Origin of the sequence: Kitasatospora sp. NPDC002965, from assembly GCF_040611255.1 — a bacterium.
Lineage (GTDB): Bacteria > Actinomycetota > Actinomycetes > Streptomycetales > Streptomycetaceae > Kitasatospora.
The window spans coordinates 42904-54611 of the sequence record NZ_JBEXNT010000006.1 but is presented as its reverse complement, the minus strand read 5'-3'; the positions used below and the strand labels follow the sequence as shown (position 1 = coordinate 54611).

General features: G+C 75.6%; 11 protein-coding genes. 5 read left to right on the top strand and 6 right to left on the bottom strand.

What is annotated here, in order from left to right; all coding sequences use genetic code 11:
- Positions 1-12 precede the first annotated feature (12 nt).
- The gene (locus ABZY91_RS04480) at positions 13-1317 is read left to right on the top strand and encodes a histidine kinase (protein WP_355399661.1); all 1305 of its coding nucleotides are present in this window, start codon (positions 13-15) and stop codon (positions 1315-1317) included.
- Complete coding sequence (locus ABZY91_RS04475; protein ID WP_355399659.1) at positions 1314-1979, top strand: response regulator transcription factor; 666 nt, start codon at positions 1314-1316, stop codon at positions 1977-1979. Before ABZY91_RS04480 ends, ABZY91_RS04475 begins: the two co-directional genes overlap by 4 nt.
- 135 nt (positions 1980-2114) lie before the next feature.
- Here the strand turns inward: ABZY91_RS04475 and ABZY91_RS04470 are convergent, their stop codons facing one another.
- From ABZY91_RS04470 to ABZY91_RS04450, 5 genes are all read right to left on the bottom strand, one after another.
- The gene (locus tag ABZY91_RS04470) at positions 2115-3242 is read right to left on the bottom strand and encodes an ABC transporter ATP-binding protein (protein WP_355399657.1); all 1128 of its coding nucleotides are present in this window, start codon (positions 3240-3242) and stop codon (positions 2115-2117) included.
- A 175-nt stretch (positions 3243-3417) separates the two neighbouring features.
- Positions 3418-4305, bottom strand: a complete 888-nt coding sequence (locus ABZY91_RS04465) for an ABC transporter permease (RefSeq protein ID WP_355399655.1) — start codon at positions 4303-4305, stop codon at positions 3418-3420.
- Entirely contained in the window at positions 4302-5141 is an 840-nt protein-coding gene (gene modA, locus ABZY91_RS04460) for a molybdate ABC transporter substrate-binding protein (protein ID WP_355399653.1), read from the bottom strand. The genes ABZY91_RS04465 and modA overlap by 4 nt, the downstream gene beginning before the upstream one ends.
- Positions 5142-5701: 560 nt before the next feature.
- A complete protein-coding gene (locus ABZY91_RS04455; RefSeq protein ID WP_329880598.1) occupies positions 5702-6106 on the bottom strand; it encodes a hypothetical protein in 405 nt (134 codons plus the stop codon).
- 216 nt (positions 6107-6322) lie between these two features.
- Positions 6323-6472: a hypothetical protein gene (locus tag ABZY91_RS04450; RefSeq protein WP_355399792.1), complete on the bottom strand. Its 150-nt coding sequence runs from the start codon at positions 6470-6472 to the stop codon at positions 6323-6325.
- Here ABZY91_RS04450 and ABZY91_RS04445 point away from each other — a divergent pair.
- Both ABZY91_RS04445 and ABZY91_RS04440 read left to right on the top strand, forming a co-directional pair.
- Positions 6401-6973 (top strand): RNA polymerase sigma factor, encoded by a 573-nt coding sequence (locus ABZY91_RS04445; protein WP_355399786.1) that lies wholly within the window; start codon positions 6401-6403, stop codon positions 6971-6973. The genes ABZY91_RS04450 and ABZY91_RS04445 overlap by 72 nt on opposite strands.
- A gap of 45 nt (positions 6974-7018) precedes the next feature.
- Complete coding sequence (locus ABZY91_RS04440) at positions 7019-8110, top strand: hypothetical protein (protein ID WP_355399651.1); 1092 nt, start codon at positions 7019-7021, stop codon at positions 8108-8110.
- Between the two features lie 172 nt (positions 8111-8282).
- On the opposite strand, the gene ABZY91_RS04435 is transcribed toward ABZY91_RS04440, so the two are convergent.
- Entirely contained in the window at positions 8283-9725 is a 1443-nt protein-coding gene (locus tag ABZY91_RS04435) for a cation:dicarboxylase symporter family transporter (RefSeq protein WP_355399649.1), read from the bottom strand.
- A gap of 241 nt (positions 9726-9966) precedes the next feature.
- Between ABZY91_RS04435 and ABZY91_RS04430 the strand changes: the two genes are divergently transcribed.
- The gene (locus ABZY91_RS04430) at positions 9967-11616 is read left to right on the top strand and encodes a sensor histidine kinase (RefSeq protein ID WP_355399648.1); all 1650 of its coding nucleotides are present in this window, start codon (positions 9967-9969) and stop codon (positions 11614-11616) included.
- Positions 11617-11708 lie beyond the last annotated feature (92 nt).

Genomic DNA, 11708 nt, shown 5'->3' with positions numbered 1-11708 from the left:
CAGGATGGCGCCATGCCCCGGATACTCGCGCCCCTGCTGAGCGCCGTGACGTACGCGCGCTGGCTGCATCTGGTGATCGGGTGCGTGTTCTCCGGCGTCGTCCTGATGGTCTATCCGGGCGTCTCCGGACCGAGCCTGGCCGAACTCCTGCTCCGGGCCGTGCCGGTGGACGCGGCACTGCTCGTGGCGGCCGCGCTGGTGCCCGCGATGCGCCGGGCGGAAGGGGTGCAGGCGAGGCTGCTGCTCGTCCCCGACCGGGAGCGGGACATCGCCGCCGAGCCCGCCCGCACCTGGGCCGACCGTCGACGGACGGCGGCCTGGCTGGTCGGCCGGGTCGCGCTCGGGACGGCCGTCGGTACCCTGTCGGTGCTGGTGCCGATCGCCGCCGTCGACCTGCTGACCACCAGGACGCCGGATCTGCAGGGCGTCCGGCTCCCCGCGCTGGAGGGGCCGTCCTGGTACCCGCTGCTGGCGCCGGTGCTGCTGTTCGGGCTCGGATGGCTGATCGTCTGGGCGGGTCGGCTCCAACTCGCCATGGCGGAGCGGCTGCTGGGGCCTTCACCGGCCGAGCGGCTGGCCGCCGCGGAGCTGCGCGCCGAACGCCTCCTGGACCGCAACCTGTTGGCCCGCGAGCTGCACGACTCCATCGGCCACGCCCTGACGGTGACGGTCCTTCAGGCCGGGGCGGCTCGCGAGGTCGGCGATCCGGCGTTCGTCGCCAAGGCGCTCGAAGTCATCGAGGAGACCGGGCGGCAGGCGATGGACGACCTGGAGCGGACGCTCGCGCTGCTCCGTGACACGCGGGAGGACGGACCGGGCACGGCAGGGGAGACGGCCGCGGCGGGAGGTGATGCCCTCGGGTCCCTCGGGTCCCTCGGGTCCGGCGAGGCCGGGAGCACGGGTGACGCGCGCGAACGGCCCGGGATCGAGCAGTTGCCCACGCTGTTCGACACCGCGCGGGCGGCGGGCAGCCCGGTGGAGGCGTGGATCGACGTGGCGCCGGCGAAGCTCCCCGGCGTGCTCTCCCGTGAGGGCTACCGGATCGTCCAGGAGGGCGTCACCAACGCCCTCAAGTACGCGCCCGGCGAACCGATCACCGTCCGGATCGCCGTCCGGGACGGCCGGTTGGAGCTGCGCTGCGTCAACGCCTCCCGGGCGGGCGGCGGGACGGCGGTCCGGCCGTCACCGCGACGGGGCGGCAAGGGACTTCGCGGCATCCGGGAACGGGCCGTGCTGCTCGGCGGGGAGGCCTCGGCCGGGGTGGAGTCCGGCGAGTGGGTGCTGGCCGTTCGCGTGCCCCTACGCTTGGGCGCGTGATGATCGACATTCTGCTGGCCGACGACGAGGAACTGGTCCGCGCCGGACTGCGCGCCGTCCTGGAGGCGCAGGGCGACCTGCGGGTCGTCGGCGAGGCGGCCGACGGCGCCGAGGCGCTCGCCCTGGCCCGCCGGCTGCGTCCGCACGTGGTGCTGATGGACGTCCGGATGCCCGGGGTCGACGGACTCACCGCCACCCGTGAGCTGGTCCGCGACGCGGCCGCCCCCGGGGGGTACGCGCCGAAGATCCTGGTCGTCACCACGTTCGAGATCGACGACTACGTCTACCAGGCCCTGCGCGCCGGGGCGGACGGCTTCCTGCTGAAGCGCACCCGGCCGGCCGAGATCGCCCGGGCGGTCCGGCTGGTCGCGGCCGGGGAGTCACTGCTCTTCCCCGCCCAGATCCGCCGCCTCGCCGCCGGACAGGGCAACCGGGAGGCGCGCGAGACGTTGGCCCGCGCCGCCCTGACCGACCGTGAGGCCGAGGTGCTGCGTCTGGTGGCCCGCGGCCTGACCAACGGGGAGATCGCCGCGCACCTGGTCCTCGGGGTGCAGACGGTGAAGACGCACGTCAGCAGCGTGCTGGCGAAGCTCGGCGCCCGCGACCGCACCCAGGCGGTGATCGCCGCGTACGAGGCGGGCTTCGTGGTGCCCGCCGAGTAGCCGCCCGGCAGTCCCCGGCAGCCGCCCGCAGGTGCTTCCGGGTCCGGCGCGGGTCCGGCGTGGATGCCGATGGCCGCCGCCGGGCGGGCACCACCCGGGGGACGGGCGGACGGGCGGGCGGGAGGAGGCGGGGCGTCAGGCCGGGTACGCGTGCGTCTGGGCGGCCTTGACCGCCGCCCACACCGTCGCCCCGGGAGCGAGGTCGAGCTCCGCCGCCGCGGCCGGGGTCAGGTCGGCGGCCATCGGGACGGGGCCGGCCAGATCGGCCCGGACCTGGTCGCCGTGCAGGTCCAGCCCGGTGACCGTCAGTTCCCAGACGTTGCGCGCACTGCCCGTCGGCCGTTCGCGGTGCAGCGTGACGGCGGACGGCGGGAACGCCACGAAGGCCGGTCCGGACAGCTCCTCGGTGGTGGCCAGCGCCGTGCCGTTCGCCAGCGTGACGCGACGGCCCTCGGCGGCGCCCTGGTACAGGTTGAGGCCGACCAGCCGGGCGATGTAGTCGGTGCGCGGGCGCCTGGAGATCTCCGCGGGACTGCCCGACTGCACCTCGTGCCCGTCCTCGATCACCACCAGCCGGTCGGCCAGCACCATCGCGTCCAGCGGGTCGTGCGTCACCAGGACCGCGACTGCCTCGAACTCGGCCAGATGGCGCCGCAGTTGAGCCCGGACGTCGAGCCGGGTGCGGGCGTCCAGGGCGGCCAGCGGCTCGTCCAGGAGCAGCAGCCTCGGGCGGACGGCCAGCGCGCGGGCGAGTGCGACCCGCTGCTTCTGACCGCCGGAGAGCCGCCCCGGGCGGGCCTCGGCGTGCTCGGCCAGGCCCATCCGGTCCAGCCAGCCGGCGGCCTCGGCGCGCGCCTCCCGCTTGGGGCGGCCCTGGCAGCGGGGGCCGAAGGCCACGTTGTCGAGCGCGCTGAGGTGCGGGAACAGCAGGTAGTCCTGGAAGACCACGCCCACCGGACGCTCCTCGGCCGGGGTGTGCAGCCGCCGGGCCGGGTCCTCCAGGACCCGGCCGTCCAGGCTCAGACGGCCGTCGGTGAGCGGGAGCAGCCCGGCCAGTGCGCGCAGGGCGGTGGACTTGCCCGCGCCGTTCGGCCCGAGCAGGGCCACCACCTCGCCGGGGGCGGCGGAGAGGGCGAGGTCCAGGGTGAAGGAGGCGCGGTCCACCCGCAGGCGGGCGTCGAGGCCGGCGGCAGCGGGAGCCGGGCCGGGGTCCCGGCCGGGCGGCGGGGCGGCGGGGCCGGCGGGGTCGGTGGCGGGTGTCATCGGCGGGGCGGTCCAGGGGTATGGCCCGGGGCGGTACCCGGGGCGCGTTCCGGGGAGGGACGGGGCGAGGGACGCCGGGCCACGCGCGGCAGAAGGCGCGGGACGAGGCCCGGGGCGGGGGCCGGGGCGGGGGCCGGTGCGAGGCCCGGGGCGGGCCGCCGGGCGGTGGCCGGGCTCACGGCGTGGACATCCAGCGCTCGCGCAGACCGGCCAGCACGGCCACCGACACCACCAGCAGCACCAGCGACAACGCGATCGCCGCCTCCGGGTCGGACTCCATCGCCAGGTAGACGGCGAGCGGCATGGTCTGGGTCCGGCCCGGGAAGTTGCCCGCGAAGGTGATCGTCGCACCGAACTCGCCCAGCGCCCGCGCCCAGGCCAGTACCGCGCCGGCGCCGATGCCGGGCGCGATCAGCGGCAGCGTCACCCGGCGGAAGGTGGTCAGCCGGGAGGCGCCCAGCGTGGCCGCCGCCTCCTCGTAACGCGGGTCGGCGGCCCGCAGCGCGCCCTCGACGCTGATCACCAGGAACGGCATCGCGACGAACGCCTCGGCGATCACCACGCCGGTGGTGGTGAACGGCAGGGTGATGCCGAAGGCCGAGTCCAGCCACGAGCCGACGATGCCGCGCCGCCCGAGCACCAGGAGCAGCGCCACGCCGCCGACCACCGGTGGCAGTACCAGCGGCAGCGTGACCAGGGCCCGGATCAGCCGGCGGCCCGGCAGTTCGGTCCGGGCCAGCAGCCAGGCCAGCGGCACCCCCAGCACCAGCGACACTCCGGTGGCAGCCGTCGCGCAGACCAGGGAGAGGCGCAGCGCCTCCCACACCTGCGGGCTGGTGAGCTGGTCGGACAGCGAACTCCAGGGCGCCCGGACCAGCAGCCCGACCAGCGGGAGGACCAGGAACGCCAGGCCGAGCAGCGCCGGGAGCAGCAGCGTGAGCGGCACGCGGTGCGCCCGCCGCCACGGGCGGGTCCGGGGCGTGCGGGGGCCCCGGACCGGCGCGCCCGCGGTGGTCGGTCGGGCGCCGTCCCCGGTGGACGGGCCGGCGGTACGGCGGATCACGGCGCCTGGAAGCCCGCCGCGGTGAGCACCTGCTGAGCCTCGGGCGACTGGACGTAGGCGACGAAGGCGGCGGCGCCGTCCTTGTTCGGGGCCTTGGCCAGGGCGGCGATCGGGTAGTCGTTCACGGCCTGGGCGGCCTCGGGGAAGTCCACGCCGTCGATCTTCGCAGCATCGGCCTTCACATCGGTGCGGTACACCAGCGACGCGTCGACCTCGCCGAGTTCGACCTTGGTCAGCGCGCCCTTGACGTCCTGCTCCAGGGTGACCGGGGTGAGGGCGACGCCGGCGGCCTTGAGCGCCGTCAGGGCGGCGGCGCCGCAGGGCACCTCCTTCGCGCAGAGCGCGACCTTCACCCCGGGGGCGGTGAGGTCGGCCAGGCCCGCGACGTGCCGGGGGTTGCCCTTGGGGACGGCGATGGCGAGGGTGTTCCTCACGAAGGTCTTCGGCGCGCCGGTGGCGCCCCCCGCGTCGGTGACGGTCTTCATGGTCGCCGGGCTGGCGGCGGCGAAGACGTCGGCCGGGGCGCCGGAGTTGATGCTGGCGGCGAGGGCGGAGCTGCCGGCGAAGTTGAAGGTGACCTTGGCGCCCGGGTTGGCGGCCTCGAACTTCTTGCCGAGCTCGGTGAAGCTCTCCTTGAGCGAGGCGGCGGCGAAGACGGTGACGGAGCCGGTGGCCTTCGGAGCCCCGGCGCCGGCGCCGCCCGCGGTGGTCGCGGTGCCGGTGGTGCCCGGGCTCCCGGCGCCACCACCGTTGCCGGCGTCGCTGCTGCACGCGGTGGCTCCGAGGCCGAGGACGAGGGCCGCGGCGGCGGCGACGGCGAGTCTGCGGGTGTTCATGTCCCTTGCTTCCCCTCCTGGGCGCGCCGGAAGGGGCGCGGGGTCCTCACCGCAGGTGCGGCGATTTCGGTGATTATAGTGCCGCAATTGCGAGTGGATAGTCGCCTGTCTCATCGCACAGGCGAGGGCGGTCGAAGGTGGCGGGTCCGCTGTCGGAAGCCTCAAGCCCGGTCGCCGAGGGAGCGAAGACCCTTGGCGCGCGCGTGGCTCGAAAGGCCGGAGCGGCTCCTGCCCGGACGCCGTGCGCACAGTCGGCCGACCGGCCGGACCTCACCTGCGGCGGGTCCGGCCGCTCCGAGAACCCCGGCTGCGCGGCGTTCGATGTCTCGGTCGTGCCGGCCGGCCGACTGGCCTGGCTGCTGTTCGCCCGCCCGGTGTCCGCCGGGTCCGCCGGGGTCCGCCCGGGGCCGTCCGGGGGCTGCGGGCAGGCGGGAGGGGTGGGGGGGCCCCCCCGCCCCCCCCCCCCCCGGCGGGGGGGGCGGGGCGGGGGGGGGGGGGCGGGGGGGGGGGGGGCGGGCCCCCGCCGCCCCCCCACCCCCGTCGTGGTGGGCGCGGTCAGGTCAGCCGCGCGACTGGAACGCGATCCGGGTCCAGCTGGAGCCCGGGCAGTTGCCCCAGACCGCCCACGGCTCGGTCCGGGCGCCGATCCAGAGGCCGGTGCTGGACGTGCCGTTGGCGCAGTACGTGATGGTGCGCAGCTCGCCGGAGTAGATCCGGCAGTTGCCCTCCCAGCGCCAGCCGTAGTCGGCGGTGATGACGCAGTGGTAGGAGGCGGTGATCGCGGCGGGCGACGCGACGCCCGATCCGGCCGTGATGGTCTGGTCGGCGGCGCGGGCCTGCTCGGCGGCCGGCGCGTGGGCGGTCGGCCCGGCGGTGGCCGGGAGGGTGGTGGTGCCGAGCACGCCGAGGGCGGCGGCGGCCACCATCCCGAGCCTGGCGATGTTCCGGGCGATACAACCGGTCATGGCGTTTGTCTCCTCGCTCATGTGATGTGGCCCCGGCCGGGCGGCGAGGAAAACCAATTCCCTTGCGCCGTCCGGACGGTGACGTATTGCACACGAATGACTGCGCACAGTGGGGTGACGAACTATGATGTGACCTGCGTCACAGTCCGGGTGGCCGGTGCGTGCCACCTGGTCTTTCGGGTGCCGATTTCCGAGGGGAGCGGCATGGAGTTCTCGTCAGACTGTCGAGGTGAACCGGATCCGGACGCCGGTTCCGATGCCGACCGGGCCGATTTCAATCGGGTGTTCACGGAATTGCTGCCGAGGCTCCATCGGGCGGCCGTTCAGCTGACCGGAAACCCGTTCGGCGCGGGTGATGTCGTCCACGACGCCTATCTGCGAATAGCGCGCCGCCCCGACCGATTCCTCCGCCATCCGCAGCCGTACGCCTATGCGTTCACGACGATGGTCAACATCCTCCGCGACGAGTGGCGCCGCGACCGTCGCCGCACGGTGCTGTCGGAGGCGGCCGAGGACGCGTACGGCGGGCCGGGCCGGGCCGGACGGGCCGACGCGTCGGGCGGTGGCGTGGGGGAGCTCCAGGCGCACTGGGAGGTGGTCCGGCTGTTGGGCTGTCTGACGGTAAAGCAGGCGCGGGCGGTGCTCCTGATCGACCTCGACGGGTACAGCCTGGAGGAGGCCGCCCGCTTGCTCGGCGTGCACCGCTCCACCCTGGCCGTCACCCGGCGGCGGGCTCTCGCCCGGCTCCGTGCCGTCCTCGAACGGGAGAGCGGTCCGGGGTCGGGCGCGCCACCCCCGGGGCGGCTGCCGGCACCGCGGGACGGGGCGGGCGGTCCGGCCTCCGCCGGCTCCGACGCACCGAACTGACGGTAAGTCAGCTCGTCCGGCGCATCGGCCCGTACGCTGAAAATCGTGATCACGTACGAGGAGCACCGGCTCCGTTCCCTGGCCGACGACGGCCGCTGGACCGAACTGCTGGGTGCCTACCGGCAGGCCCGGTCCGCCGCCATCGCGCTCGACGGCCGTGCCGGCTACGGCGGTCATGACGGCTACGACGGCTACGACGACCGCGGCGGCTGCGAGAGCTGCGGGAGCTGTGACGGGCCCGGCGGCTCCGGCGCCCCCGGTGGCGGCGGACGCGTGCTCGACGGCGCCGCCCGGACCCGGGCCGCCGTCGCGACCGCGCCCCTCGGCCACCTGATCGCCTACGCGGCGCCGCCCGAGGTGGCCGCCCGGCTGTTCGACGCGGACGGCGGCCCCGGAACCGCCGCCGGTGCGGACGACCACGACGCCGGGCCGCTCTGGGAGGTGCTGGCGACCCGGCACTCCTGGCGGCGGCTGGCCCCGCTGCTCGGCCCGGCGGAGGTGCGGCGGCTGGTCGCGCAGACCCGGGTGCTGCTCGGCGAGGACCTCTCCTACGGCGCCGAACCGGACCTGGAGGGCGTCCCGCTGCTCCTGGAGCCCTGGGAGTCCGCGGGCTGGGGCGAGGGGGTGCGCGTCCGGGAGTACCTGCCGGGCGGCGGTTCGCGCAGTGCGCTGCTGACCCTGCCCGCCAGCCGGGAGGGCCTCGGCCCGGTGGAGCTCCCCGGGCCGGGGACGCGCCTGCCCGGGCAGGCGGCCACCCGGGCGCTGGCCGAGCTGGCGGGCTGGGCGGTGGCGGTCTGCGTCCGGGGCACCGCGCAGTGCGCCGCCGCCCAGCTGGCGCCCGGGCGGCTGGTGACCGGCGGGTACCTGCCGTTCGCGCTCGCCTGCCCGGCGCTGGTCCAGGCGGGCGTCGCGGACCGGACGCGCGGTGCGGCCCACGGGCGGCTGGCGCTCTGGCGGGTGCTGACCGCGATGACCGGCGCGGACCGCCCGGACCGGGGGGAGGTCAACGCCCTGGTCGCGCGGATGCGCTGCTTCACCTGGGACGACCCGGCGGACCGGCTGCGGCACCTGCACCTCGCGCTGGAGGACCCGGCGACCGGCCTGAGCTGGGCGGTCAGCGGGTCCGAGGAGATCTGAGAGCGCGTCCGTGGACGGGTCGGCCGACGTGGTCGGTCCGTCCGGGTTCCGGCGGGGGCGCCGCGGCCCGGTCGTGGGCCGGGCAAGGGGGGACCCCCGGCCCGGCGCCGTTCCGGGGGGTTGGGCGGGGCGCCGGGCCGGGGGAGTCTCGTCGGGAGGGCGGGACCGGGGGTCAGACGGCCGCCGCGCTCGGGGTGCCGTGGGCGGTCGGGGCGGGCTCGGGCGGGCCGACCGGAGCGGGAACCGCGCCGGGGGCCGTCGCGCCCGGGGCCGCGGCGTCGGCGGGGCCCGCGTGGGTGTCGACCAGGGTCCGCTCGTCGAACGGCACCGCGCCGGTCAGGACCTGCCGCGCCCGCTCGCGGTCGAACTCGCCGGTCCACTGCCCGACCAGGACGGTGGCCACGGCGTTGCCCGCGAAGTTGGTGAGCGCCCGGGCCTCGGACATGAACCGGTCGATGCCGACGATCAGCCCGACCCCGTCCACCAGCGCCGGCTTGTGCGACTGCAGCCCGCCGGCGAGCGTGGCCAGCCCGGCGCCGGTGACCCCGGCCGCGCCCTTGCTGGCGATCACCATGAAGACGAGCAGGGACAGCTGCTCACCCACCGACATCGGCTTGTCCAGCGCCTCGGAGATGAAGATCGACGCCATCGTGAGGTAGATCGCGGTGCCGTCCAGGTTGAAGCTGTAGCCGGTCGGGACGGTGATGCCGACCACCGGACGGCTGACGCCCAGGTGCTCCATCTTGGCGATCAACCGGGGCAGCGCGCTCTCCGAGGAGGAGGTGGAGAGGATGAGGAGGAACTCGCGGCCGAGGTAGCGCAGCAGGGTGAAGATGTTGACGCCCGCGACCAGCCGCAGCAGCGTGCCGAGCACCACGACCACGAACAGGGCGCAGGTCGCGTAGAAGCCGATCATGATGACGGCGAGGCTCTTCAGTGCGGCCGTGCCGGTCGCGCCGACCACCGCCGTCATCGCCCCGAAGGCGCCGATCGGGGCCACCCACATGATCATCGACATGACCCGGAAGACCAGCCGCTGCACGTGCTCGACGCCGCGCAGCACCGGCGCTCCGGCCGGGCCCATCGCCTGCAGCGCGAAGCCGGCCAGCAGGGCGACCAGCAGGGTCTGGAGCACCTTGCCCTCGGTCAGGGCGGAGAGCATGGTGGTCGGGATCATCCCGAGCAGGAAGTCGGCGGTGGACTGGGCGCCCCCGGCGGCGGCCTGGGCGTGGCCGGACTTGGCGAGCGCGGTGGTGAGGTGGAGGCCGCCGCCGGGCTCCAGGAGGTTGCCCACCAGCAGGCCGATGGCGAGTGCGACGGTCGACATGGTGAGGAAGTAGCCGAGCGCGAGTCCGCCGACCTTGCCGACCTTCGCGGCCTTGGTGACCGAGCCGATGCCCAGCACGATGGTGCAGAAGATGACCGGGCTGATCATCATCTTGATCAGGTTGACGAAGCCGGTCCCGATCGGCTTCAGCTCCACCGCGAAGCCGGGCGCGGTCAGTCCGACCACGACACCCGCGACCACCGCCACGATCACGGCGAGGTACAGGACGTGGGTGCGGTCCTTCCGTCTGACGGCCCCGGCCTGCGGCCCTGCTCCGGTGATCGACATCTGCGGCTCCTTCGCCCAGCTGTGCCCTGCGCTCCTGGCGGCCCCGGGTGGTGGGCCGCTCCGACTATGGGGTCGGGGCGTGACGCGGGTCACGTTTGCGTTCATAGAGTTCACGGGGCGGCGGTCGAGGTCCGGGGGCTGCGGGCGGAGGGCCGGGAGGCCCGGGAGGGCCGTGGCGCCGGTCCGGGGCGGCGCCCGGGTGCGGGCCGGCCCCCGCGGACCGTGGTGCACACTGACAGGCATGTCCGCGCGCACCCTCCCCTCGCCGCGCCGGCCGGTGCGCAGCCTGGCCGGACAGCTCTTCGTCGTCCAGGTCGTCATCGTCGCCGCCGTGGTGGCCGGCGGAGCCGTGCTCGCCTACCTGTTCACCGCCGACCGCACCGAGGACGCGGCCCGCCGCCAGGTCACCGCCGTCGCCCGTGCGGTCGCCGACTCGCCGGCCGTCCTGGCCGCCGTCTCCGGGCCCGATCCGACCGCCGTCCTCCAGCCGTACGCCGAGCGGGTCCGCGTCGACACCGGGGTCTCCTTCGTCACCGTGATGGACACCGCGGGCGTCCGCTGGACCCACCCCCTCCCCGAGCAGATCGGCCGGACCTTCCTCGGCCACATCGACTGGGCGCTCGCCGGGGAGACCCGCAGCGAGACCTACACCGGCACGCTCGGCCCGTCGGTGCGGGTGGTCACGCCGGTGCTGGACGACCGGGGCCGGGTGGTCGCGCTGGTGAGTGCGGGCATCACCGTGCAGTCCATCTCGGCCCGGCTGCGCGGCCCGCTGCTCGCCCTGGTCGGGGTCGCCGGGGCCGCGCTGGCGGTCGGCGGGATCGGCACCTACCTCGCCAACTCCCGTCTGCGGCGGCATACTCACGGGATGGGTCCGGCCGAGCTCAGCCACCTCTACGAGTACCACCAGGCCACCCTGCGTGCGGTGCGCGAAGGGCTCGTGCTGCTCGACCGCCGCCACCGGGTGGTGCTCTGCAACGACGCGGCCCGCGAACTCCTCGGCCTGACCGGGAGCCTGGACGGCCGGCCGATCGGGGAACTCGGCCTGCCGGAGGCGCTCGTCGCCGCGGTGCTGGGGGACGTTCCGGTGCGCGACGAGGTCCACCTGACCGCGGAGCGGGTGGTGGTGCTCAACACCTCCACCATCGGTACCGGTCTCGGCCGCGTCCTCACCCTCCGGGACCACACCGAACTGCAGGCGCTGAGCGGCGAGTTGGATTCGGTGCGCGGGTTCACCGAGGCGCTCGGCGCGCAGGCGCACGAGGCCGCGAACCGGTTGCACGCCGTCGTCTCGCTGATCGAACTGGGCCGCCACCGCGAGGCGGTGGAGTTCGCCACCGCCGAACTCGCCCTCGCCCAGCGGCTCACCGACCGCGTGGTCGCCGCCGTCGGCGAGCCGGTGCTGGCCGCCCTGCTGCTCGGCAAGGCCGCCCAGGCCGCCGAACGGGGCGTGGAGTTGACGCTCACCGCGGACAGCTCGATCGACGACGGGGTACTGCCGCCGGGGCTGTCCGCCCGCGACCTGATCACCGTCCTCGGCAACCTGGTCGACAACGCCGTCGACGCGGCGATCGCCGGCGCCGCCGAGAGCCCCGTCCAGCCCGAGGTCACCGTGACCGCGCGGATCGACGACGGCCACCTCCTGCTCCGGGTCGCCGACACCGGCGCCGGCATTGACCCGGCCGCCGTGGACGACGTGTTCCGGCGCGGCTGGAGCACCAAGCAGGACGTCCGCGGGCACGGACTCGGCCTCGCACTGGTGGCCCAGGCCGCCCGGCGCAACGGCGGCACCGTCGAGGTCGGCCGGGACCGGGGCGCGGTGCTCACCGTCCGGCTCCCGCTGGTCCGGCAGCCCGGGCCGCCCCGGCCGCGCGCGGCGGTGGCGCCGTGAACCCGGCCCCGCGGACGCCACCGGCCGGGTCGTCGAACAGGTCGTCGGGCAGGCCGTCGAACGGGCCCTCCGGCGGGCCCGTCCGACGGCCC

Coding starts and splice junctions, on each gene's coding strand:
- ABZY91_RS04455 (WP_329880598.1), bottom strand. CDS start 6,106: ATGACCGGTTGTATCGCCCGGAACATCGCCAGGCTCGGGATGGTGGCC.
- ABZY91_RS04470 (WP_355399657.1), bottom strand. CDS start 3,242: ATGACACCCGCCACCGACCCCGCCGGCCCCGCCGCCCCGCCGCCCGGC.
- ABZY91_RS04480 (WP_355399661.1), top strand. CDS start 13: ATGCCCCGGATACTCGCGCCCCTGCTGAGCGCCGTGACGTACGCGCGC.
- modA (WP_355399653.1), bottom strand. CDS start 5,141: ATGAACACCCGCAGACTCGCCGTCGCCGCCGCCGCGGCCCTCGTCCTC.
- ABZY91_RS04430 (WP_355399648.1), top strand. CDS start 9,967: ATGTCCGCGCGCACCCTCCCCTCGCCGCGCCGGCCGGTGCGCAGCCTG.
- ABZY91_RS04435 (WP_355399649.1), bottom strand. CDS start 9,725: ATGTCGATCACCGGAGCAGGGCCGCAGGCCGGGGCCGTCAGACGGAAG.